A 21,169-nucleotide genomic window follows, 5' to 3' on the forward strand; every position below is an offset into this window, starting at 1 on the left:
CGTCGGCGGCCACCTGGCGGTGCTGCGGGATGCCGGACTGGTCACCGGCACCCGTGTCGACCGGCGCGTGGTCTACCGGCGCACCGCCTCCGGGGACCTCCTCGCCGGAGGTGCGGACGGCTGAACGCGGCACTCCCCAGGCCACGGGGGGAGACCTGGGGAGTGTGCGGAGATCATCGTCCCTCGAACGGCCGTACGTCAAGTCGGGGGCGTGGGTGGGTAGTTGGCCCCGGTCCGGTACGTCGTCCGAGGCGAGGGCGATGATCACAGGACCGGGCAGGGTTGGTACGGTCCAGGCTGCCGGGGGACGGCAACGACGGGTGCCTGGAGAGGAGACGCGGCCATGCGGGGCGTAGGCGTACCGGAGGAGGAACTCGCGGCGTACGCACGCGTGCTGGGGGAGGTCTCGGGGACGGGCCGGCGGCTGCGACGGGACGAGCTGGACGCGCTCCGCGCCTGCGGTGAGCGTACGGGCGGTCGGGGGTACGGGCTGCGCGACCTCGTCGGCGCCTACCTGACGGCGACCCGCGACGCGTGGGGCTCGCTGCGGGGCGTGGCCGCCGCCGACACCGCCACCGAGGTGCAGCGGGCCGGCGAGGCGGTGCTGACCGCCCTCGACGCCGCGGTGGTCGCGCTCGGCGAGGGCCACGAACGCGCCCAGCGGCTCCTGGTCCGCCAGGAGGAGGCGGCCCGGAGGGAGTTCGTCGACGACCTGCTGTACGGGCGCAGCGACCCGGGACGGCTCGCCGAGCGCGCCGAGCGGTTCGGGCTGCGGCTGGGCCGCGGGCACGCGGTGGCGGTGGCGCGCGGCGTGGACGCGTACGAGGACAGCCAGCCCGCGGTGCGGCGCATCGAGCGGGAACTGGCGGGCCGCTTCGGCGACCGCGACGTCCTGGTGGCCGGAAAGGACGGCCGGCTGGTGTGCATCGCCCCCGGCAGCGAGCGTGCCGTCTTCGAGGCGTTCGCCGACACGGCGCTGCGCCCCGGGCCCGGGTACGGGGCGGCCCGCCGGGTGGCGGTCGGCCGCACCCACTCCGGCACGAGCGGCATCGTGCGCAGCTACGAGGAGGCCCTCGGGGCACTGGACGTCGCCGACCGGTTGCGCCTGCATCCCCCCGTGCTGCGCGCCGAGGAACTGCTGGTCTTCCCCGTGCTGATGCGGGACCGGGCCGCCATGGCCGACCTCGTCCGCACCGTGCTGGGGCCGCTGGAGCAGGCCCGGGGCGGGGCCGGACCGCTGCTGGAGACGATCACCGCGCACGCGGAGGCCGGGCACGTCAACGCGGAGGCGGCGCGTCGACTGGGCCTCGGGGTGCGGACGTTCACGTACCGCCTGGAGCGGATCAAGGTGCTGACCGGCTACGACCCGGGCGATCCGCTGCACCGCTACACCCTGGAGACCGCGGCGATGGGCGCCCGGCTGCTCGGCTGGCCCGACCAACCGCTCTAGCGCAAAAGGTTGCGCCGTCAACAGGCCGTCAACAAGGCGTCAAGACTGCCGGGAACCGGCAATGTGTACCGGCCACCTGCCCTGCCAGCATCGTCACGGCGCCGGGAACGGAGCCAGTGCCCGAAGCGGGAGAGGGCGGGGATGCCCCGTCCTGTCCGGCTTCGCGCTCGTGGGCCATCAGGGACCGGGGGAGTGTCCCGATCGGTGGCTTGGACGTCGACGCCCTCGGCGGGGGGTACGGGGGTTCGGGGGAGAGGGTGTCGACGCCCACCACGGCCGACCACGAGGACGCGGTGCTTTTGTGACCCATCGCCGTCGCGCGCTGTTCAGCCCCGCATGCGGGCGGAGGCGCCGGGCCGGGTGTAGGCCTGCCGGGGGGCGAGCGCGTCGTGGCCCCCCGCGCAGACGACGACCGCCTCGACGGGCTCGTCGCAGTCGCGGTGGCGGACCTCCAGGGGCGGGCCCTCCGGGTCGGCGGTGTAGCGGTCGCCCCACTGCTTGAGGGCGATCATCGCGGGCCACAGGTCCCAGCCCTTGGACGTGAGCCGGTACTCGTTGCGGGTACGGCTGCCCGGCTCGCGGTACGGGACGGTGTCCAGGATGCCCGCGGCGACCAGCTTGCGCAGCCGGTCCGCGAGCACCGCCTCGGACAGCCCCATGTGACGGCGGAAGTCGTCGAAGCGGCGTACCCCGTTCATGGCGTCGCGCAGCACCAGCAGCGACCACTTCTCGCCGACGAGGTCGAGGGTGCGCTGCACCGTGCAGTTCTCGGTACCGGTCTCCAGCCAGGTCATGCGGTCATCGTAGGCTGGCTTCGGCATTGACATCCAGAGGTGCGGCTGGCTAACTTCGGATGTCGAAGTCAGTAGGTCAGGGAGGGCACGTCCAATGGCGAGGTCGCGTACGTTCGAATGGGGGGACCCCAGGGTCTCCGCGGCCGCGGTCGGCCGCACGAGCGGTCTGGAGTTCCTCCGCGACGTGCTGGCCGGGCGCCTTCCCGCACCGCCCATCGCCTCGACCCTCGGGTTCACCCTGGAGGAGGTCGAGGAGGGCCGGGCGGTCTTCGCCATGGAACCGGGGGAGGAGCACTACAACCCCATCGGCAGCGTCCACGGCGGCGTCTACGCCACCCTCCTCGACTCGGCCGCCGGCTGCGCCGTGCAGTCCGTCCTCCCGGAGGGCATGGGCTACACCTCGCTCGACCTGAACCTGAAGTTCCTGCGCCCGATCACCGTCGACACCGGCAAGGTGCGCGCCGTCGGCACCGTCCTCAACCAGGGCCGCCGCACCGCCCTCGCCCAGGCCGAGCTGTTCGACGCGACGGACCGCCTGCTCGCCCACGCCACGAGCAGCTGCATGCTCTTCCCCGTCCCCGCGCGCTGACCGGTCCGGGGGCCGGGGACGGCGGGCGTCCACTGCCGGCTACCCGACCCGGCAGTGGACGCCCTCGCCACGGCGTCCGGCCTCGCCGACGAGGGCGGCCACATCATCCACGATCGCCCGGGCGACGTCCGGTTCGATGACCTCACCGTCCGCCGCGCGCTGCCCGGCCCACGCCACGGCGACCTCCCGCAGCCGGGACGGCTCGGCCCCGGCGAGCGCCGCCGACAGTCGCAGCGAGAGCGCGAAGACGACGTGCTCACCGTGATCCGCGCCGGCGACGACGCGGGGCTCGGTCGGCGCAGTGGCGATGGCGGATGGGGCGGTCAGGCCTCCGGGGTGGTGCCGCGGGCGGCGCCGGCCGATGCGGCCACCACGCACAGCACCGCGATCCACTGCACCCAGTGCAGCGACTCATGGAGCACGACGAAGCCGATGAGGGCCGCCATCGCCGGTTCGAGGCTCATCAGGATGCCGAACACGCGCGGTGGGATCCTGCGCAGGGCCTCCAGGTCGAGCGAGTACGGAATCACCGACGACAGCAGTGCCACGCCGAGCCCCGCGACCAGGACCCACGGCTGGATCAGCGCCGTTCCGCTGTCGGCCACACCGAACGGCACGGCCACCAGGGCCGCGACGGCCATGCCCAGGGCCAGGCCATTGCCTTCCGTGGTGTGGCGGCCCAGCGCCGCGCCGACCAGGATGTACAAGCCCCAGCACGTCCCCGCGGCGAGGGCGAACAGGAAACCGGCGAGGTCGAGTTCGCCGCGTCCCTCCATCAGCAGGACCACACCGCCGGCCGCGAGCAGGGCCCAGAACGCGTCGAGCCATCGCCTCGATCCCGCCAGGGCCACCGCCAGCGGCCCGAGGAACTCGACGGTCACCGCGATCCCCAGCGGGATCCGGGCCAGCGCCAGGTAGAAGCACAGGTTCATCAGGCCGAGTGTCACGCCGTAGCCGAGCACCACCGTCCACGTGCGACGGCTCATGCGCAGCGACGGCCGCCACAACAGCATCAGCACCGCCGCCGCGAAGAACAGCCGCAACGCGACCGTCCCGAAACTGCCCACCGCGCTGAACAGGTGCTTGGCCAACGCCGAGCCCACCTGGACGCTGACGATGCCGAGCAGGACCAGTGCCGTGGGCGGGATCGCGCCGTAGGCGCGTCCCGCCAGCGCGGTCAGTGAGGCCCGGGTGGACGGGCCGCGTTCCGTCCTGTCGGCGGTCATCATGGTCACGGGCGGATCGTCGACGACCGGTCGCCGCGCGGCACGTGGTTTTCCCGTGCTGCCGGGTCGCGGAGGCCGACCGCGTCGTGCCGCCAGAACGCCTCGGCGTAGACCAGGGTGCCCGTCATCCAGGGTTCGTACGCGGGGAGCGCCATCGTCTGGAAGGCACCGTCCGGGATGCGCAGGGACGGCTTGCGGAAGCCGTGGTCGCCGCCGGGCAGGAACCCGAGGCGCGCGTAGTAGGCGGGGTCGCCCTCGACGAAGACGACGGGGACCGCCCGCTCGGCGAGCGTCCGCAATCCGTGCCGGACCAAGGCCCCGCCGATCCCGGTCCCTTGGTGCTCGGGCAGGACGGCCAGCGGGCTGAGGACCTGTACCTCGACCAGGCGCCGGGGGGCGTCCAGCAGGCTGCGGGTGAACATCACGTGCCCGACGACCCGGCCGTCGTGTTCGGCGACCAGCGAGAGACCGTCCGTGGGCGTGACGCTCCCTCGCAGGGTGTCGACCAGATCGGCCACGACCGGGCCGTGGTCGTGGCCGAAGGCCCGCAGGTGGACCTGACGTACGGACTCGGCGTCGTCCGGAAGCTCTTCGCGAAGACCCATGCCCGGAGGGTAGGTTCCCGTCCCGGCCGGCGCACACGGTTTTGAGCGGGGAGGGGTCGTCGTGGGGTGGAGTCCGCTGATCTTCACGTTCGTCGACGGTGCGGAGGTGCCCGTGCCCGTCGACGGCGCGTTGGTGCGGGCCGTCCTGGAGCCGCACGCTGTCGGGGATCCGCGGCTCACCGCGGCCTCGGACGAGGGGCTGTACTTCCTGGTGCGGGCCGCGGACGGCGGTGAGGCCGAGGTCTACGTCGGCGAGCGCGACATCATGGTCTCGCGCCCGCACACCGGCGGGGTGTTCGGGATCGTCGCGGAACTCGTCTCCCGGCTCGGCGCGGTCGTCCTCGACCCGAGCGACGGCGTCGTCGTGTGCCGGGCCGAGGAGTACGCGCACCTTCCGGCGGGAATGCGGGACGCCGCCGTCGTCGTCGAGATGACGGGTGAGGCCCTGGAGGCCGCGCTCATCGGGCCGCGCCGGCCCTGACGACCCGACCCGCCCGGGTCAGTGCCGTCAGTTCCCCTGCCTGCGCGCCCGCTTCACCTCCCGGTGCACCGCCCAGGCGTCGGCGACCGGACCGAGGTGGCCGAGCTTGTCGGGGTTGAGCACCGTGCGGATGGCCTGGATCCGCCCGTCGAGCACGTCGAGGGCCAGGGTGTGCAGGACCTTGCCGTCGCGGTCGCGGAAGACCGCTCCGGGCTGGCCGTTGACCTCGCGCGGCTCGAACGTCACGTCGATCCGGATCAGCCAGGGGAAGACCGTGCCCAGCACCCGGGCCACGTTCTCCGCGCCGACGACGGCCCGCGCCAGCTGAGGGGCCCTGCCGCCGCCGTCCCCGACGAGCTGCACGTCGGCGGCGAGCAGGTCCCGCAGCGCGTCGACGTCGCCGTCCTTCAACGCGTCGAAGAACCGCCGCGCCAGTTCCTGCCGTGCCCGGCGGTCCGCCGCGAACCGCGGCCGCCCCGCCTCCATGTGCCGTCGCGCCCGCACCGCAAGCTGACGGCACGCCGCCTCCGAGCGCCCGACCGCCTGGGCGACCTCGTCGAAGCCGAAGCCGAACACCTCCCGCAGCACGAACACCGACCGCTCGAGCGGGCTGAGCCGCTCCAGCAGCAGGAGCGCGGCCATCGACACCGAGTCGGCGAGCTCCGCCGACCGCGCCGGATCCTGGTACGGATCGCTCAGCAGCGGCTCGGGGAACCACGGCCCGACGTACGCCTCCCGCCGCACCCGCGCGGAGCGCAGCACGTCGATCGAGATCCGGGTCACCGTGGCCGACAGGAACGCCTTGACCGACACGGGCCGGGTCGGCGAGCCGTCGAAGCGCAGCCACGCCTCCTGCACCGCGTCCTCGGCCTCGCCCACGCTGCCCAGGATCCGGTAGGCGATCGAGAACAGCAGCGGCCGCAGCTCCTCGAACTCCTCCACCTTGCCCATGCCGGATCCCCTTCCCCTGGTCGTGTTCAGTGGAACCGGCCGGGCTCGTAGTCGCCGGCCGGCTGCCGGGCGATGACGTTCAGCCGGTTCACGGCGTTCATGAACGAGACCAGGATCACCAGGGCGGTGAGCTGCTCCTTGTCGTAGTGCCGTGCGGCGCGCTCCCACACCTCGTCGCCGACTCCGCCGCCGCCGTCCGCGACCCGCGTGCCCTCCTCCGCCAGCTCCAGCGCGGCACGTTCGGCCTCGGTGAAGACCGTGGCCTCCCGCCATGCCGCGACCAGGTGGAGCCGCACCGGGGTCTCGCCCGCGGCGGCGGCCTCCTTGGTGTGCATGTCGATGCAGGCGCCGCAGCCGTTGATCTGGCTCACCCGCAGCGCCACCAGTTCCTGCGTCGCGGCCGGCAGCGACGACTCCTTGAACGACCTGCCCACCGCCATGAAGTGCTTGAAGGCCTTGCCCGCGGTCGGGTCGGCCAGGTAGTCCAGTCGCGCGTCCATGGTGTGCTCCTCCGGTGTCCGCCGTCCGTGTCGTCCACGGCTCCACCCCTTGGGACGAGGCAGCCCCGACGCCAGTGACACGGTCCGGTGTGAGCCGCGTCTCAGGATTGAGTAGGCGTACTCATGCGCCCGTGTGCCGCGCCCCGCGACCCTGGTGGACATGACAGACCTCACCGTCCCCGTCCGGCGCGTCGGGCTGCCCGTGCTGGCCGCCGGTTTCGCGCTCGCCGCCCTCGTGGTGTCCGGAATCCATCCCCGTGAGCGCGGCACATGGGTGCTGGAGACCTTCTGGATCGTGATCGGGCTGCCGCTCGCGGTCGCCCTGCGGCGCCGGTTCCCGCTGACCGGGCTGCTGTGCGCGTTGCTGGCCCTGCACGCCTTGGTCCTGTCGGTGGGCGGTCACTACACCTACGCCCAGGTCCCGTTCGGGGAGTGGCTGCGCGACACCCTGGACCTGTCGCGCAACCCGTACGACCGGATCGGCCACCTCATGCAGGGCTTCGTCCCTGCCGTGCTCGTCCGCGAGATCCTCGTCCGCACCTCTCCGCTGCGCGGCAGCCGGTGGCTGGCGCCGCTCACCGTCTGCGCCTGCATGGCGTTCAGCGCGTTCTTCGAACTGCTGGAGTGGTGGGCCGCGTTGATTGGCGGGGACGCCGCGGACGCGTTCCTCGCCACGCAGGGGGACGTCTGGGACACCCAGTGGGACATGTTCTGCGCCCTGGTCGGTGCCGTGCTGTCGCTGCTGCTGCTCAGCGGGCTCCACGACCGGCAGCTGGACGTCCTCGCGCCGCGCGGCGCCGGGCGGCTCAGGTGAGGGTGACCGGCAGCCGGGCGTGCCCGTTGGCGATGAACGACGTCACCGGCTCCAGGGCGCCGGGTTCCTCGGCCAGCGCCATCGCGGGGTGGCGCTCGAAGAGCGCGGGCAGGGCCATGGCGGCCTCCAGGCGGGCCAGTGGGGCGCCGAGGCAGTAGTGGACACCGTGCCCGAAGGCGAGGTGGTCCTTGTCGGAACGGGTGACGTCGAAGTCGTCTGCGGTCGGTCCGTGCCGGCCGGGGTCACGGCCGGCGGCGGCGTACGAGGCGAGGATCGCGTCGCCCTTGGCGATGGTCCTCCCCGCCACGTGGATGTCCTCCACCGCGTAGCGCAGGGGCAGGTGCGCGACGGGTGCGTCCCGGCGCAGGCTCTCCTCGATCACGTCGCCCCAGGTGGCCCGCCCGGCACGGACGGCGTCGAGCTGGGCCGGGGAGGTCAGGAGGGCGAAGCAGGCGTTGTCGAGGAGGTTCACCGTCGTCTCGTGCCCGGCGGCGATGATCAGCAGCAGCGTGTCGGTCACCTCGGCGCCGGTGAGGTGCTCGTCGTCGTCCTCCGCGGCGATCAGGGCGCTGGTCAGGTCGTCGCCGGGCTTCCTGCGGCGCAGGGCGACGAGTTCGTCCAGCAGCGCGTAGGTCTACCGGTGGTTGGCGGCTGCCTCGGCCGCCCCGAGGGAGGTGGTGAAGAGGTTGTCGATGCACCCCCGCAGTCCGGTGGCCGTCTCGCCCTCGGGCACGCCCATCAGTTCGGTGATGACCCGTACCGGGATCGGGTACGCGAAGTGCCTGCGCAGGTCGGCCACCCCGTCGCGCGCCGCGGCGGGCAGCCCGTCCAGCGCGGCGTCGACGATCCGCTGGATCCGCGGGCGCATCGCCGCGGTCCGGCGCGGGGTGAACGCCGGTGCCACCAGCCGCCGCAGCCGCCGGTGGTCGTCGCCGTAGGCAGTGAACATGTTGCGCACCGCCACCCACGCGTACAGCGGCCACGGGGGGGTGATCCCGCCCGACGCGAAGCGCGGCCAGTGCCGTTGGGGGTCCTTGGACACCCGCGGGTCGGTGAGCAGGTGCTCCAGCGCGGCGTGGCTGTTCACCGACCACGCCTCGACGCCGCCGGGCAGCAGCACCTTCGTCACCGCGCCGCGGGCACGCAGCGCGGCACTTTCGGTGTGCAGGGCCCGGCCGTTGGGGTCGAGGACGAAGGAAAAGTGGCGTTGATCGGTCATCGTCACACCAGCGGCTGGCCGCCGTCGACCGCGAGGGAGACCCCGGTCATGAAGGTGTTGGTCATCGCGAACACCACGGCCTGGGCGACGTCCTGCGGCGTGCCGATCCGGCGGGCGGGGTTGCTGCCGGACAGGCGGGCGAAGAGCTCGGACTTCCCCTCGTCGCCGAGTCCGTCCCAGGCGCCGGTGTCGATGGTGCCGGGGGACACGGCGTTGACGCGGATCGGGGCGAGCTCGACGGCCAGCGACCGGGTGACGGTGTTGACCGAGCCGTTGGTGGCGGCGACCCCGAGGAAGCCCGGGTCGGGTTCGAGGGCGGCGACGCCCGAGAACAGGACGAAGGATCCGTCCTCGGGCATGCGCGGGGCGAAGTGCTTGGCCAGCATGATCGGCCCGACCACCTTGGTGTGGAAGGACAGGATGATCGCCTCGGGGGTCAGTTCGCTCACCTTCCCCCGGGCCCGGGCGGACGCCGTGGAGACCACGTGGTCGACGCTGCCGAGGTCCTCGGCGAGCGCGGCGATCGTGCCCTCGTCGGTGAGGTCGACCCGCCGTACGGTGACGTCCGTGCCCTTGTAGGCGTCCTCGAGGTCGCCCGGTGTCCGCCCGGCGGCGACGACGTGCGCGCCCTCGGCGAGCGCCGCGTCGGCGACCGCCCGGGCGATGCCGCTGCCGCGGCCCACCACCAGGACGGTCCTGTCCTGCAGGGAAGCCGTCATGGGACTCTCTCCTTGATCTCGTCGTGTGTGGGGGTGCGCCGGTGTGCGGGCGACCGTGCCGGGCGCCGTGCCTAGCGGCCGCGGGCCTCATCGGCGTCCAGGCCGCGGTCCACGCCGTGCGGGATCACCTGCTGGCCCGGCTCAGGCTCCAGCCGCTTGCCGTAGAGGGTGACCTCGACCTTGTCCGGTTCGAAGGAGACCAGGTCGTCGATGCGGCCGACCTCGGGGTAGGCGTCGCGGTACGACCACGCCGCCTTCCGGGCACCGCCGATGTCGTAGTAGGCGGCGATCCCCTTGTACGGGCAGAAGGTCCGGTCCTCGGCGGGCGTCAGCGCGCTCTCGTCGACGTCCGCGCGCGGCACGTACCACCGGGGCGCGAAACCCGACTCGTACAGCACCACGGGATGCTCGGACCGGGCCACGACACGGCCTTCGGAGCGGACCTCCAGCGTGCGCGAGGTGGTGCGGATGTCGATGCGGTGGTACGCGTCCGCGGCGTGGCCGAGGATGCGGTCGTCCTCCTCGTAGAAGGCGTCCATCGCCCGCCAGGCGAAGGCGATCCGCCCCTTGAGGTCGCCCGCGCGCTCCGGGAGCGCGACCAGTTCCCAGGCGGCGCGCTCGGCCGTCCGCCCGCCGGCGCGTACCGCGAACCAGGCGGTGTCCCCCAGGTCCTTGTGCCGCGTGACGTGGTCCCCGGCGACCAGCGCCTCGGGCAGGACATCGGAGCGCGGGAAGTACGCGACCGGATAGCGGCCCGGCTCGTGGAGCAGCACCACGTCCTCGCTGTCGGCGATCCACTCGCCCGCGAACCGGACCCGCATGCGGCGTCGCAGGCGCTCGGCGAAGAGCATGCGCTCGGGGAGCGGATCGGGCACCAGGAAGTGTCCGATCCGGGTGGTGGAGAGCGGTCCCTGCTGCCAGGACAGTCCCATGGCTCTTCCTTCCTCGTCGGAGGTCGTAATGGATACTTCGACGCTAGAACCGTTAGTGACGCGGAACAAGCGATCAAGGATTCGTCTTTTGGGGGCGATCACGTCGTAATTCGACGGTCCGGGATCCGCTGGATTCCCGGTGCTCTAATGCATATCTTTCATCTGTGGGCGTTCGTGTGGGGATCGAGGAGCTGCAGGCCGCGGGTTTCCCCATGGGCGGGGAGCCCCTGGTCGTATTGGACCTCGCCGACACGGTGAAGACCGCCCGGGAGCCGGCCGCCGACCTGATCGGGACCCCTGCCGCGGCCGCTGCCTGGTGGGAGATCCAGGCGAGGAGGCTCCCGCCGGGCCCCGCCCCCGATCCGGTGGCGACCCGCAGGCTCCGCGCGGCCGTCCGGGAGGCGTTCGACGCGCACCTGGAGGGCCGGCCGGTGGATCCCGCCGCGGTGGAGGACATCAATGCCGCGGCCTCCTCCGCGCCCGTCAGCCCCCGGCTCGTCGTCACCGGCGAAGGACTCCGGGAGACCGTCCGGCGGCACACCGAGTACGGCGGGAACGCCGCCCTCGCCGTGATCGCGGGCGAGGCCGTGGCGCTGCTGGGCAGCCCGGACCGGCTGCGGCTCCTGCGGCGCTGCGCCAACCCGGAGTGCTCGATGCTGTTCCTGGCGGGGAACAGGCGCCGCAAGTGGTGCGCGAGCAACATCTGCGGCAACCGGACCCGCGTCGCACGTCACTACGAACGCAACCGTTCCGGCCGCACCCCGGCCGGATGAGCTGCCGGCCCGGGGCGGCGACCCGCCGCTCAGACCGGGACCCGGTCCAGGAAGCCCCGGATGTACTCCGTGATGGGCTCCAGATGGCTCTCCAGCGCGAAGTGCCCGGACTCCACCAGGTGCACCTCGGCGTCCGGCAGGTCGTGCCGGAAGGCGCGGGCACCGTCGGGCCCGAAGATCTCGTCGTGCTCGCCCCACACGGCCAGCAGCGGGACCTGGGAGTCCCTGAAGTACTGGTGGACCGCCGGGTACATGTCGACGTTGCGCGGGTAGTCGCGGAACAGGCTCAGCTGGATCTCGGCGTTGCCCGGCCGGTCCAGGAGCGCCTGGTCGTGGACCCAGTTGTCGGGACTGACCAGGCTGGGGTCGGCCACCCCGTTCAGGTACTGCCAGCGGGTGACCTCCAGGGTCAGCGCGCCGCGCACCGGCGCCTCCGTCTCGGGGTTCGGGTCCTTGGCGTAGGCGAACAGCCCGTCCCAGAAGGGCATGACGAACCCCTCCGTGTACGCGTTGCCGCTCTGGCTGACGACAGCGGTGATCCGCCGCGGGTCCGCCAGCGCCAGCCGCCATCCGATGGGGGCGCCGTAGTCCTGGACGTACACGGCGAAGCGGTCCACACCGAGCTGTTCGAGCAGCCCGGCGGTCACCTCGGTGAGGGCGTCGAAGGTGTACGGGAAGTCCGTCGCCGCCGGCATGGCCGACTGGCCGAAGCCGATGTGGTCGGGGGCGATCACGCGGTGGCGGTCGGCGAGGGCGGGGATCAGGTTCCGGAACATGCCGAGCTCGTCGGGAACCCGTGGAGCAGCACCAGGACGGGCGCCCCGGGGGTCACCGGCCTCCCGGTGGAAGACCTCCAGGCCGTTGACCTCGGTGGTGCGGTAGTGGACGGTGCGGGTCATCTCTGACCTCCTCGGCGCTGTGATCGGTTGCTGTTGTGGGGGCGGGCTCCGGCGGCGGCGGGGCCGGGCGGGGCTATGCGGTCGGGAGCGCGGCGGCCGTGTCCACGTTCGGGAGCCCCCGGCTGCGCAGGTCGGCGATGAACCGCCGGACCAGGGCGTCCGAGGGCGTCATCGTGAGGGCCACGATGTCGCGGTGGACGCGGGGCTCCAGCCGCCGGACCACCGCCGCGGGACGGCCGGCCAGGGCCGACACCGGCACCAGGCTCACCCCCATGCCCGCTCCCGCGAGCTGGGCGGCGGTGCGCGGACTGCGCGTGCGCAGCACGGGACTCAGGGTCACCTGGTGCGAGGTGACGAACCGGTCCACCCAGACCGCCATCCCGTTGTCCGGGTCGTAGTGGACGAAGGGCTCGTCGGCGAGCTCCTTGACCGCGACCGATGCCCGCGCGGCGAAGGGGTGGCCGGGGAAGGTGACCACCACCATCTCCTCCCGCCCCAGCACCTCCGCGTGCGCCGTGGTCGCGGTGGGTTCCGGTCCCACCACCAGGTCGGTGGCCCCGTTCATCAGGTGCTCCACCATGCGGTCGGCGCTGCTGAACTCCGCCAGTTCCAGCCGGACCTCGGGCCGGTGCGAGCGCCAGCGGCGCAGTACCGGTACGAGGAGCCACGCGGTCATGGTCTCCGCGCAGGCGATCCGCAGCCGCCCGCCGCTGCCCGCGCCGACCTGCCGTCCGATCCGGACGGCCCGGGTCGCGGCCGCCAGGGCGATCCGGGCCTCCTCGGCCGCGGCACGGCCGGCCGCCGTCACCCGCACACCGCGGGCCAGCCGCTCGACCACGGATGTGCCCAGTTCCCGCTCCAGCGCCGCGATCTGGTGGGAGAGCGCCGGCTGGGACATGTGCAGGGAGGCCGCGGCCCGTGTGACCGAACCCTCGTCGACCAGGGCCACCAGGCACTCCAGCGCCCGCAGTGTCGCCATGTCTAAAATCTATCCGAACTGTTCGAAACGTCCATAAGCCGAAAATCGCCCGGATTTCTCCGTGGCGGTGCGCCCCGGCTTTACGCCGCCCGGTGGAAACCGCGCTCCTGCACCACCCAGGTGTTGCCGTCCGGGTCGGCGAAGTCGACGAAACTGGCGTAGTCACGGCGCTCGGGGTCCGGCCCGGGCCGGAAACCGCCCTCACCCGTCGAAGGGCCACTTGTGCCGGACCTCGCCGACCGTCACGCCCCGCTCGGCGAGATCCCGGCGGGCCCGCTCGACGTCATCGACGACCAGGTGGAGGTTGCGCAGCGACCCCGGGACGGCATCGGTGAGACCGACCCCGATCTGCACGGAGCACGCCGATCCCGGCGGTGTCAGCTGCACGACACGGAAGCCGTCGCCGGGCGCGTAGTCGACGTCGAGGGTGAAGCCGGCGCGCTCCGTGTAGAACACCGACGACCGGTCGACGTCACTCACCGGCACGATGACGACCTCGAAGCTGTAATCCATCAGTCCATCTTTGATCAACGCCGTGGCGAATCGCCACCGATGGGGCATGCGCACCTCGAATGACCAGCGAAGAAAGCGAGAATCCCGCGCCGGCGCCCCCACGACCAACATGCTGCGCGGCCTCCGCCGCCTCCGTACCCCGGCGCCTACGATCACACCATGGCAAACCCACCGGATCGTGATGTTCCGTCAGGCCCGGCCGCCGACGACGGCATGCGCCTGGCGGACACCAGCCGGGTCGAGGGTTTCAGTGACGCCGTCTTCGCCATCGTGATCACGCTGCTCGTCCTCGACCTCTACGATCCGGACCACGGGCCCGGCGAACTCGTGCCGGGGCTCGCCGGCAAGTGGCCGGCGTACGTGGCGTTCCTCGTCTCGTTCGTCTACGTCGGCGTCATCTGGCTCAACCACCACGGGCTCTTCCGTCTGATCCGCCGCATGGACGTCGGCCTGCTGTGGATCAACCTCGCCATCTTGTTCAGCGCCGTCATCGTGCCGTTCCCCACCGCGGTCCTCGGTGACGCGTTCGGCGATGCGGGGGACCGTCACGACCAGCGCGTCGCGGTCGTCCTGTACGCGCTGGTCGCGGCCGTCATGTCGGCGCCGTGGTGGGGGGTGTTCGGCTATCTGTGCGACCATCCGGAACTGCTCGAGCCCGGTGTGTCGCCCGGCTACCTCCGCTCGCAGCGGACCCGGCCGCTGACCGGCCTCGTCCTGTACGTGGTCTGCGGCATCGGCGGCTGGTTCATCGCCCCCGTGGTGGGGCTGGTGTGCATCGCCGTGGTGATCATCTACCACGCCCTCACCAGCGAGGGCCTCCACGAAGGCCCCCTCGGCCGGCTCTTCGGGGCCGCCCGGCGGCGATGAGCCGCGCCGCACCCGTCACGCGGGTCCGCTGCCCGGCTGGAAGGGCCCCAGACGGGGCACGGACGCCTTGCCGGTGTTGGAGACCTTGCCGCCGGTCCACGGCACCTTCAGGGAGACGGTCTCGTCCGGCGGGGTGACCAGCACCGCCGCCGGGGTCACCGTGGTCACGCCCGTGATGGCCGGGTTGGAGAAGGACATCGCCGACCAGGCACTGGCCCCCGGCGCCAGCGAGACCCGCCGTGCCGGCTGACCCGTGGCGCGCTCCGGGTCCACGGTCACCTGTTCCCCGGCGGCGTTGACGAAGGCCACGCCCGGGAAGCCGTAGACCGTGCAGGTGCGAGCGGAGCGGTTGGTGAGGACGACCGGGAAGTTCTCCTGGCCCGCGCCGGGGTCGTTGCGGCCGATCGACGCGCTGAGGTCCGAGGTGTGGCAGCGCCCGCCGGCCTGCGGCGGCGTGGAGGCGGTGGGGGACGGCGGGTGCGCCGCGGGGGCGGAGCCGGCGGTGTCCTCGGAGGGCGTGGTGGAGGTCGGCGGTCCACTGCTCGCGGGATCCCCGCTCGCCGGACCGGCCGAGCCGGGGAGGGTCTGCGGGGCGCTCGCGGTGCCGTTCCCGCCGCCGCCCCCACAGCCGGTCAGGGCCGCCGCCAGGACGAGCCCGCCCGCGAGCAGCGGGACGACTGCGCTGCGGCCGGTGCGCCGGCCGGCCGGCGTCGCGCTCCGGTCGAGCCGCTCGATGGGCCTTGTCTCGTGCTGGGCCACGTGCATGTCTCCGTCCTCCTCGGCAGGGCGCCGCCTGGTGCCTGTGCCGGGTCCGCATCCTGTACTCCTGGTGAGATGCACCGCGGGCGGCGGAAGTTCTCGGCGATCCGTGGCGTGGCTCACCCGGTGATCCGCAGACCGCCGAGGACATCGTCGGTCAGGTCGGGGCCGCCGTCCTGCCGGATCTGCACGTACACCTGGGGCTGCGCGGCACCCGTCCGGGTGAGGCTGATCTCGTCGATCGAGCCGCCCTCCGCGCCGCAGCCGGTCCAGTGGCGGACCCGCCCGCTCCATCCCGGCGAGCCTTCGGTCCCGTAGCCGCGGCTGCCCCGGTAACGGCAGCCGCCGTGCCGGATGGCACCCACCCGCGCGGTGAGGTCGCCCCGCTCGCTCAGCCCGACGAACACGCCGTCGACGCCGGAGCCCAGGTCCTGCCAGCTCCTCACGTCCCCCGCGACCAGGAGGGCCGGCTCATGGGCGTCGGGAAGCCCCAGCACCCCGGGGCTCCAGCCGCCGCGGACGAGTTCACGGCCCCAGCCCGCGGGGACCTCCACCCGGATCCGGCCGGTGGCGTCGCTGACCGTCGTCGGCGGCGCTTTCTGCGGCGCCCCGGAACGCGAGGCGGCGAGGCCGGTGCCGGCGGCCGCGAGCGCCGCGGCGCACAGGGCGATCACCAAGGTCCGCCCACGCCGCCGGCGCGGCCGGCCTTCCTGGTGGCCGGCGGACCGGGCGGCCAGCACGTCCAGTTCGTCGGCGAAGCGCGACGCGCTGGGCCAGCGCTTGCGCCGGTCCGGCTCCAGGGCGCGCAGCACCGCCCGCTCCACGGCCGCCGGGACGTCCGGGCGCACTCGGCTGGGCCGTACGACCTTGCCCGCGGGGCCGGGCACCGAGCCCGTGACCAGGTGGTACAGCAGGGCCCCCAGGCCGTACACATCGGCGCGCACGTCGATGCCCCCGTCCGGGCGGGCCTGTTCGGGCGCCATGTAACCGGCCGAACCGGCGGCCATCGTCAGACCGGAGGCCTGGGCGAGAGCCTTCGCCAGGCCGAGGTCGGCCACGAGCACCCGCTCCTGACCCTCCCGCGCCCCGGTGATCAGCACATTGGAAGGCTTGATGTCGCGGTGTACGACGCCCGCCTCGTGCAGCGCCGCGACACCGCGGGCGGCCTCCGCCGTCAGCCGCAGCGCCTCGGCCAAGGCCGGCCGTCCCTGGCCGAGGAGGTCGTCCAGGGTGCCCCCGTCGGCGTACTCCATCACGAAGTACGGCCGCTCGTCGGGCAGTTCCCCGATGTCGAAGACCTGCACGAGCCGGCTGGACGCGGCCTTGCGCAGCAGCCGGGCCTCGGAGAGGAAGCGCTCGCGCAGGTCCAGGCGGTAGGCCCAGTTCTCGGCCATCACCTTGACGGCGACGGGCGCGTCGAGCGAGTCGTCATGGGCCAGCCACACCATCGCGAACGCCCCCGAACCGACAGGTCGCACCAGCCGGTAGCGGCCGATCTGCTGAGGTGGGGGCATGTGCCTATCATGCACCGACCCCGAGAAGGACCGAGGAGGACCCCTGTGACGCCCGCCCAGGAGACGGAGGAGCTCGCCGCGCGGGCGGCGGCCGGGGACGCCGCGGCCCTGGAACTGCTCCTCGCGCGGATCCGGCCCGAGGTCCTGCGCCGCTGCGGGCGCTTCCTGCCCCACCGCGAGGACGCCGAGGAGGCCGCCCAGGACGTGCTGTTCCAAGTCGCCCGCAGCATCGGCTCCTTCGAGGGGCGCAGCCTCTTCCACACCTGGCTGTACACGGTCGTCGCCAACTGCTCGCGCCAGAAGTACCGCGAACTCAAACGGCGACGCGCCGAGCAGCCCCTCTCCGCGGCCGAGGCCGACACGCCCGACCCGCGCAGGACCAGCGTGGTCGCCGGGACCCGGCTCGACCTGCTGGAGGCCCTCGAGCGGCTGGAGGCAACCGGCCCAGAACTGGTCGCACCGCTGGTGTACCGCGACATCTGCCAGATGGAGTACCGCGAGATCGAGGAGCGCCTCGGCATCCCGCTCGGGACGGTGAAGTCGCGGCTGCACAAGGCGCGCAGACAGGTCCGGCAGTGGCTGGTGGACACGGCCTGAGACGTCCGGGACCGCGGTTCGCGGGAAATTCCCCCGCCGGACCCGGAACTTCCGCCGGACTTCGCGCAACTCACCCATCCGGGGGCGGTGTGTGCCGCCGCCCGAGGATGCCGACAGGAGTTGCGATTTGTCCATGTTCCCGAGCCGTCCGCCCCACCGGCGCAGACGGCTGTCCCTCGGCGCCGGGCTGCTGAGCGCCGCCGTCCTCGCCGCGCTCGGCGTCCCCGCCCAGGCCCTGGCCGCAGAGGGCGGGCGGACCACGGCGCCGCCCACGTCCGCGCAGACGCCGGGAGGCCACGTCGAGCCGCTCTGCGGTACGCCCAAGCCGCACGAGTTCACCTGCTTCGGACTGCGCCGCACCGACGTCCCCGCGCGCAAGGGCGCGCGGGCGGCCGGGCAGGACCCGGAGGGCTTCGGGCCCGCCGACCTGCGCAGCGCCTACGGCCTGCCCGCCGACGGCGGGGCGGGCCGGACCATCGCCGTCGTCGACGCTTTCGACAACCCGAACGCCGAGGCCGACCTCGCCCTCTACCGGGCGCAGTACGGGCTGCCCGCCTGCACCACCGCCGACGGCTGCTTCACCAAGGTCGACCAGCGCGGCGGTACCCAGTACCCGGACCCCGACCCCGGCTGGGCCGGGGAGATCTCCCTCGACCTGGACATGGTCTCCGCCGTCGCCCCGAACGCCCGGATCCTGCTCGTCGAGGCCGACTCCGCCGGTATCGACGACCTCGGTGCCGCCGTCGACCAGGCCGTGGCGCTCGGCGCGGGATACGTCTCCAACTCCTACGGCTCCAACTACGCGTTCTTCCCCGAGGACCCGGGTGAGTCCGCGGCCGACGTCCACTACGACCACCCCGGTGTCGCCGTCGTCGCCTCGTCAGGGGACTCCCGCTACGGCGTCGCCTACCCGGCCGCGTCCCCCCACGTGACCGCGGTCGGCGGCACCACCCTCACGCGGGACGTCGGCACCGCCCGCGGCTGGGCGGAGTCGGTGTGGAGCCACGACGGGGCCGGAACCGGGTCCGGTTGCTCCCGCTACGAGCCCAAGCCCGCCTTCCAGAAGGACACCGGCTGCCCGGGGCGCACGGTCGCCGACGTATCCGCCGTGGCCGACCCGGCCACCGGTGTCGCCGTCTACGACAGTTACAGCGGCGGCGGCTGGGGCGTGGCGGGCGGCACCAGCGCCTCCGCGCCGATCATCGCCGGCGTCTACGCCACCGCCGACGCCCCGGTCGCCGGAACCTACCCCAACACCTACCCGTACGCCTCCGGCGGCGCCGGACTGCACGACGTCACCTCCGGCGCCAACGGCCGGTGCTCCCCGGCATACCTGTGTGCCGCGGGCCCCGGTTACGACGGGCCCACCGGCCTGGGCACCCCCGACGGCACGGGGGCCTTCCGGATGGGGCCGCACGGCACCGTGACGGGCACGGTCACCGACCGGCGCAGCGGCGCGCCCGTGCCCGCGGCGGTGGTGACCGCGGGCATCTTCCGCGCCACCACCGACGCCCGCGGCCGCTACCGCTTGCCGCTGCCCGCCGGCCGGCACGACGTCCGGGTCGAGGCGTACGGCTATGCGCCCGGGCAGGCCGCGGACGTCGACGTCACCGACGGCGCGGCGCTGCCCCGGGACGTCGTCCTGCGCAAACTGCCGACCCACCGGGTCTCGGGCACCGTCACCGACGGGTCCGGGCACGGCTGGCCGCTCCACGCGAAGATCACCGTGGACGGCGTCCCGGGCGCCCCGGTCTGGTCCGACGCCTCCACCGGCGCGTACCGCCTCGACCTCCCCGAGAACCACACCTACACCCTCCGGGTCGTCAGCGACGACTCCCACTACCGGTCCCTGGTACGGCAGGTGACGGTGGGCTCCGCCGACCGCGGCCTGCGCCTGGCGCTGCCCGCGGACACCTGGGCGACCGGCAACCCCGCCTACCGCCTGACGGTGCGCACCCTCGACACGCAGCCCTTCGACTCCACTGCCGGGGCACCCGAGGGCTGGAGCGTCGCCGACGCCGCCGGCACCGCCCACGGCTGGGCGTTCGACGATCCGGGCGGCCGCGGCAACACCACGGGCGGCTCAGGCGCCTTCGCCGTCGCGGACAACGACCACGCCGGCTGGGACACCGCACTGGACACCCAACTGATCAGCCCTGCCTATGACTTCAGCGGCACGGGCGATCCCGCGCTGGCCTTCGCCACCGACTACCAGGGTTCCGCGGAACAGAGCGGCGACGTCGACGTCAGCGACGACGGCGGCAGGACCTGGACGACGGTGTGGCACCAGGACCAGCTGTGGAGCAGCGGCCGCGTCGACGTCCCGCTGACCGCCTACGCCGGCGAGCGCGCGGTGCGGCTGCGCTTCCACTTCACCGGGCCCGGCATGCTCTGGGCCGTCGACGACGTGACGGTCAGCCGGCGGATCCTCACCCCCGTGCGCGGGGGAGTGGTCACCGGCACGGTCACCGACGCCAACACCGGACGGGGACTTGTCGGCGCGGTGGTGCGCGGCGGTGCCCACGGCCCCTCCGCGCCGACCACCGCCACCACCGGCGACCCGCGCACCGGTGACGGCCTCTACCGGCTGTTCGTCCCCGGTGGCGGCAGCCGCGCCGTCACCGCCGCCAAGCCCGCCTACCGGACGGCGTCCCGTACCGTGACCGTCCGGCCGGACCGGGCCGTCAAGGCCTCCTTCTCCCTCGCGGCGGGCCGGCTGTCGGTCGGCACCACCCGGATCGACACCACCACCGCACCCGGCGGCAAGGCGGCCCGGAAGGTGACCGTGCGCAACACCGGCACCGCCCCCGCCACGCTCCGCATCGGCGAACGCACCGGCACCGGCCCGGGCTCCGTGCCCCCGGCCACCGCCTGGCGTACCCTGCCGGACCTCCCCGTCCCGGTGATGGACAACGCGGTGGAGACCTACCGCGGCAGGCTGTACTCCGCCCTCGGCTCCGACGGCTCCACCCCCACCGCCGACCTGTACGTCCACGACCCGTCGGCGGGCACCTGGACCCGCGGCGCCCCCGCGCCCGAACCCCGGCAGGCCACCGCCCACGGGATCATCGACGGCCGTCTCTACGCGGTCGGCGGCTGGGGCCCGCAGGAGACGGTCAGCCGCACCCTGCAGGTGTACGACACGGCGCGGAACACCTGGGTGAAGGGCCCGGCCGTTCCCCAGGGCCACTACGGCGCGGCGGGAGCCGTCCTCGACGGGCGGCTGTACGTCGTCGGCGGCTGCACCAACACCGAGTGCGCGAGCACCGTGTACGTCTTCGACCCGGCCTCCGGCAGGTGGGCCAGGGCCGCGGACTACCCGCAGTCGATCAGCTGGGCCTCGTGCGGCGCCATCAGCGGCAAGCTCTATTGCGCGGGCGGCACCCACGAGTACGTGGAGACGGCCGCGGCGTACGTCTACGACCCGGGCTCCGACGCCTGGCAGCCCCTCACGGACATGCCCGTGGGCCTGGCGACGGCCGCCTACGCCGCCGCCGACGGGCGGCTCCTGGTGTCCGGCGGCTTCAAGCGGGTCGGCGTCAACAGGGTCCTGACCCCGGAGGGCTACGCCTACGACCCCGGCAGCGGCACCTGGTCCGCGTTGCCCCGCACCACGACCGCCGTGTACCGCGGCGGCGGCGCCCCCGGCATGTACCGGGTGGGCGGCAGCGACCAGAGCCGCTTCCCCGTGCCGGTGGCCACCGTGGAGGAACTGCCGGGCTGGGACGGGACCGAGACGGACGTGGGCTGGCTGTCGGAGAGCCCGGTCCGTCTGACCCTGCGGCCCGGCGAGCGGGCGACGTTCACCGTCACGGCGGACGCCCGCGGGATCCGCGGGCCGGCGGACCGGACGGCGTCCCTGGTGATGCGCAGCGACACACCGTACTGGCTGGCGCCGGTCCCGGTGTCCCTGCACGTCACGAAGGGGCGCACCCCGTAGGCCACATCGCCACGCCCCCGGCCGGACTGTGGTCCGGCCGGGGGCGCG

20 protein-coding genes and 2 pseudogenes are annotated in these 21,169 nt (G+C 73.5%); 8 read left to right on the forward strand and 14 right to left on the reverse strand.

Annotated elements, in window-relative coordinates:
* The first annotated feature begins 343 nt into the window (after nucleotides 1–343).
* Nucleotides 344–1,450 (forward strand): helix-turn-helix domain-containing protein, encoded by a 1,107-nt coding sequence (locus OG937_43470; protein ID WUD78095.1) that lies wholly within the window; start codon nucleotides 344–346, stop codon nucleotides 1,448–1,450.
* A gap of 326 nt (nucleotides 1,451–1,776) precedes the next feature.
* Here OG937_43470 and OG937_43475 read toward each other — a convergent pair whose 3' ends face one another.
* Complete coding sequence (locus OG937_43475) at nucleotides 1,777–2,244, reverse strand: helix-turn-helix transcriptional regulator (protein ID WUD78096.1); 468 nt, start codon at nucleotides 2,242–2,244, stop codon at nucleotides 1,777–1,779.
* 94 nt (nucleotides 2,245–2,338) lie between these two features.
* Here OG937_43475 and OG937_43480 point away from each other — a divergent pair, with 94 nt between their 5' ends.
* The gene (locus OG937_43480; protein WUD78097.1) at nucleotides 2,339–2,833 is read left to right on the forward strand and encodes a PaaI family thioesterase; all 495 of its coding nucleotides are present in this window, start codon (nucleotides 2,339–2,341) and stop codon (nucleotides 2,831–2,833) included.
* A 39-nt stretch (nucleotides 2,834–2,872) separates the two neighbouring features.
* On the opposite strand, the gene OG937_43485 is transcribed toward OG937_43480, so the two are convergent.
* From OG937_43485 to OG937_43495, 3 genes are read right to left on the reverse strand one after another with little or no spacing between them, the layout of a single operon-like run.
* Nucleotides 2,873–3,211 (reverse strand): hypothetical protein, encoded by a 339-nt coding sequence (locus OG937_43485; protein ID WUD78098.1) that lies wholly within the window; start codon nucleotides 3,209–3,211, stop codon nucleotides 2,873–2,875.
* Nucleotides 3,157–4,062 carry a DMT family transporter gene (locus OG937_43490; protein WUD79067.1) on the reverse strand — a complete coding sequence of 302 codons (906 nt, stop codon included), beginning with the start codon at nucleotides 4,060–4,062 and terminating at the stop codon, nucleotides 3,157–3,159. Before OG937_43490 ends, OG937_43485 begins: the two co-directional genes overlap by 55 nt.
* Before the next feature lie 2 nt (nucleotides 4,063–4,064).
* On the reverse strand, nucleotides 4,065–4,664 hold the full coding sequence (locus tag OG937_43495; protein WUD78099.1) for an N-acetyltransferase: 600 nt from the start codon (nucleotides 4,662–4,664) through the stop codon (nucleotides 4,065–4,067).
* A 61-nt stretch (nucleotides 4,665–4,725) separates the two neighbouring features.
* Between OG937_43495 and OG937_43500 the strand changes: the two genes are divergently transcribed.
* Nucleotides 4,726–5,145: a hypothetical protein gene (locus OG937_43500; GenBank protein ID WUD78100.1), complete on the forward strand. Its 420-nt coding sequence runs from the start codon at nucleotides 4,726–4,728 to the stop codon at nucleotides 5,143–5,145.
* 27 nt (nucleotides 5,146–5,172) lie between these two features.
* Here the strand turns inward: OG937_43500 and OG937_43505 are convergent, their stop codons facing one another.
* Entirely contained in the window at nucleotides 5,173–6,096 is a 924-nt protein-coding gene (locus OG937_43505; GenBank protein WUD78101.1) for an RNA polymerase sigma-70 factor, read from the reverse strand.
* A gap of 26 nt (nucleotides 6,097–6,122) precedes the next feature.
* Nucleotides 6,123–6,596 carry a carboxymuconolactone decarboxylase family protein gene (locus OG937_43510; GenBank protein WUD78102.1) on the reverse strand — a complete coding sequence of 158 codons (474 nt, stop codon included), beginning with the start codon at nucleotides 6,594–6,596 and terminating at the stop codon, nucleotides 6,123–6,125.
* 160 nt (nucleotides 6,597–6,756) lie between these two features.
* Here OG937_43510 and OG937_43515 point away from each other — a divergent pair, with 160 nt between their 5' ends.
* On the forward strand, nucleotides 6,757–7,410 hold the full coding sequence (locus OG937_43515; protein WUD78103.1) for a DUF2238 domain-containing protein: 654 nt from the start codon (nucleotides 6,757–6,759) through the stop codon (nucleotides 7,408–7,410).
* Here the strand turns inward: OG937_43515 and OG937_43520 are convergent.
* The 3 genes and pseudogenes from OG937_43520 to OG937_43530 all read right to left on the reverse strand — a co-directional run bounded on the left by OG937_43520 (nucleotide 7,403) and on the right by OG937_43530 (nucleotide 10,280).
* Nucleotides 7,403–8,629: pseudogene (locus OG937_43520) on the reverse strand (cytochrome P450). The gene OG937_43515 and the pseudogene OG937_43520 sit on opposite strands and share 8 nt — an antisense overlap.
* 2 nt (nucleotides 8,630–8,631) lie before the next feature.
* Nucleotides 8,632–9,348, reverse strand: coding sequence for an SDR family oxidoreductase (locus tag OG937_43525; protein WUD78104.1), 717 nt, complete (start codon nucleotides 9,346–9,348; stop codon nucleotides 8,632–8,634).
* A 71-nt stretch (nucleotides 9,349–9,419) separates the two neighbouring features.
* Complete coding sequence (locus tag OG937_43530) at nucleotides 9,420–10,280, reverse strand: DUF427 domain-containing protein (protein ID WUD78105.1); 861 nt, start codon at nucleotides 10,278–10,280, stop codon at nucleotides 9,420–9,422.
* Between the two features lie 164 nt (nucleotides 10,281–10,444).
* Here OG937_43530 and OG937_43535 point away from each other — a divergent pair, with 164 nt between their 5' ends.
* Nucleotides 10,445–11,053 carry an ABATE domain-containing protein gene (locus OG937_43535; GenBank protein WUD78106.1) on the forward strand — a complete coding sequence of 203 codons (609 nt, stop codon included), beginning with the start codon at nucleotides 10,445–10,447 and terminating at the stop codon, nucleotides 11,051–11,053.
* A 29-nt stretch (nucleotides 11,054–11,082) separates the two neighbouring features.
* Here OG937_43535 and OG937_43540 read toward each other — a convergent pair whose 3' ends face one another.
* From OG937_43540 to OG937_43550, 3 genes and pseudogenes are all read right to left on the reverse strand, one after another.
* On the reverse strand, nucleotides 11,083–11,952 hold the full coding sequence (locus OG937_43540; GenBank protein WUD78107.1) for an alpha/beta hydrolase: 870 nt from the start codon (nucleotides 11,950–11,952) through the stop codon (nucleotides 11,083–11,085).
* 73 nt (nucleotides 11,953–12,025) lie between these two features.
* Nucleotides 12,026–12,931 carry a LysR family transcriptional regulator gene (locus OG937_43545; GenBank protein WUD78108.1) on the reverse strand — a complete coding sequence of 302 codons (906 nt, stop codon included), beginning with the start codon at nucleotides 12,929–12,931 and terminating at the stop codon, nucleotides 12,026–12,028.
* Nucleotides 12,932–13,011: 80 nt separating this feature from the next.
* Nucleotides 13,012–13,444: pseudogene (locus tag OG937_43550) on the reverse strand (VOC family protein).
* A 159-nt stretch (nucleotides 13,445–13,603) separates the two neighbouring features.
* On the opposite strand from OG937_43550, the gene OG937_43555 reads away from it, so the two are divergent.
* Nucleotides 13,604–14,311, forward strand: coding sequence for a TMEM175 family protein (locus tag OG937_43555; protein WUD78109.1), 708 nt, complete (start codon nucleotides 13,604–13,606; stop codon nucleotides 14,309–14,311).
* A 15-nt stretch (nucleotides 14,312–14,326) separates the two neighbouring features.
* On the opposite strand, the gene OG937_43560 is transcribed toward OG937_43555, so the two are convergent.
* Complete coding sequence (locus OG937_43560) at nucleotides 14,327–15,076, reverse strand: DUF4232 domain-containing protein (protein ID WUD78110.1); 750 nt, start codon at nucleotides 15,074–15,076, stop codon at nucleotides 14,327–14,329.
* A 113-nt stretch (nucleotides 15,077–15,189) separates the two neighbouring features.
* A complete protein-coding gene (locus OG937_43565; GenBank protein ID WUD78111.1) occupies nucleotides 15,190–16,584 on the reverse strand; it encodes a serine/threonine protein kinase in 1,395 nt (464 codons plus the stop codon).
* A gap of 45 nt (nucleotides 16,585–16,629) precedes the next feature.
* Here OG937_43565 and OG937_43570 point away from each other — a divergent pair, with 45 nt between their 5' ends.
* Together OG937_43570 and OG937_43575 are read left to right on the forward strand one after the other, a co-directional pair.
* Complete coding sequence (locus OG937_43570) at nucleotides 16,630–17,181, forward strand: RNA polymerase sigma factor (GenBank protein ID WUD78112.1); 552 nt, start codon at nucleotides 16,630–16,632, stop codon at nucleotides 17,179–17,181.
* A gap of 133 nt (nucleotides 17,182–17,314) precedes the next feature.
* The gene (locus OG937_43575; protein ID WUD78113.1) at nucleotides 17,315–21,121 is read left to right on the forward strand and encodes a carboxypeptidase regulatory-like domain-containing protein; all 3,807 of its coding nucleotides are present in this window, start codon (nucleotides 17,315–17,317) and stop codon (nucleotides 21,119–21,121) included.
* Nucleotides 21,122–21,169 lie beyond the last annotated feature (48 nt).

The sequence above is a fragment of the Streptomyces sp. NBC_00510 genome (genome assembly GCA_036013505.1).
Lineage (GTDB): Bacteria > Actinomycetota > Actinomycetes > Streptomycetales > Streptomycetaceae > Actinacidiphila.

What these genes read in the sequence shown, in the direction of transcription:
- OG937_43510 (WUD78102.1), bottom strand. Translation starts at nt 6,596, where the DNA reads ATGGACGCGCGACTGGACTACCTGGCCGACCCGACCGCGGGCAAGGCC.
- OG937_43490 (WUD79067.1), bottom strand. Translation starts at nt 4,062, where the DNA reads ATGATGACCGCCGACAGGACGGAACGCGGCCCGTCCACCCGGGCCTCA.
- OG937_43480 (WUD78097.1), top strand. Translation starts at nt 2,339, where the DNA reads ATGGCGAGGTCGCGTACGTTCGAATGGGGGGACCCCAGGGTCTCCGCG.
- OG937_43515 (WUD78103.1), top strand. Translation starts at nt 6,757, where the DNA reads ATGACAGACCTCACCGTCCCCGTCCGGCGCGTCGGGCTGCCCGTGCTG.
- OG937_43470 (WUD78095.1), top strand. Translation starts at nt 344, where the DNA reads ATGCGGGGCGTAGGCGTACCGGAGGAGGAACTCGCGGCGTACGCACGC.
- OG937_43555 (WUD78109.1), top strand. Translation starts at nt 13,604, where the DNA reads ATGGCAAACCCACCGGATCGTGATGTTCCGTCAGGCCCGGCCGCCGAC.
- OG937_43565 (WUD78111.1), bottom strand. Translation starts at nt 16,584, where the DNA reads ATGCCCCCACCTCAGCAGATCGGCCGCTACCGGCTGGTGCGACCTGTC.
- OG937_43505 (WUD78101.1), bottom strand. Translation starts at nt 6,096, where the DNA reads ATGGGCAAGGTGGAGGAGTTCGAGGAGCTGCGGCCGCTGCTGTTCTCG.
- OG937_43530 (WUD78105.1), bottom strand. Translation starts at nt 10,280, where the DNA reads ATGGGACTGTCCTGGCAGCAGGGACCGCTCTCCACCACCCGGATCGGA.
- OG937_43495 (WUD78099.1), bottom strand. Translation starts at nt 4,664, where the DNA reads ATGGGTCTTCGCGAAGAGCTTCCGGACGACGCCGAGTCCGTACGTCAG.
- OG937_43575 (WUD78113.1), top strand. Translation starts at nt 17,315, where the DNA reads ATGTTCCCGAGCCGTCCGCCCCACCGGCGCAGACGGCTGTCCCTCGGC.
- OG937_43560 (WUD78110.1), bottom strand. Translation starts at nt 15,076, where the DNA reads ATGCACGTGGCCCAGCACGAGACAAGGCCCATCGAGCGGCTCGACCGG.
- OG937_43545 (WUD78108.1), bottom strand. Translation starts at nt 12,931, where the DNA reads ATGGCGACACTGCGGGCGCTGGAGTGCCTGGTGGCCCTGGTCGACGAG.
- OG937_43475 (WUD78096.1), bottom strand. Translation starts at nt 2,244, where the DNA reads ATGACCTGGCTGGAGACCGGTACCGAGAACTGCACGGTGCAGCGCACC.
- OG937_43540 (WUD78107.1), bottom strand. Translation starts at nt 11,952, where the DNA reads ATGACCCGCACCGTCCACTACCGCACCACCGAGGTCAACGGCCTGGAG.
- OG937_43525 (WUD78104.1), bottom strand. Translation starts at nt 9,348, where the DNA reads ATGACGGCTTCCCTGCAGGACAGGACCGTCCTGGTGGTGGGCCGCGGC.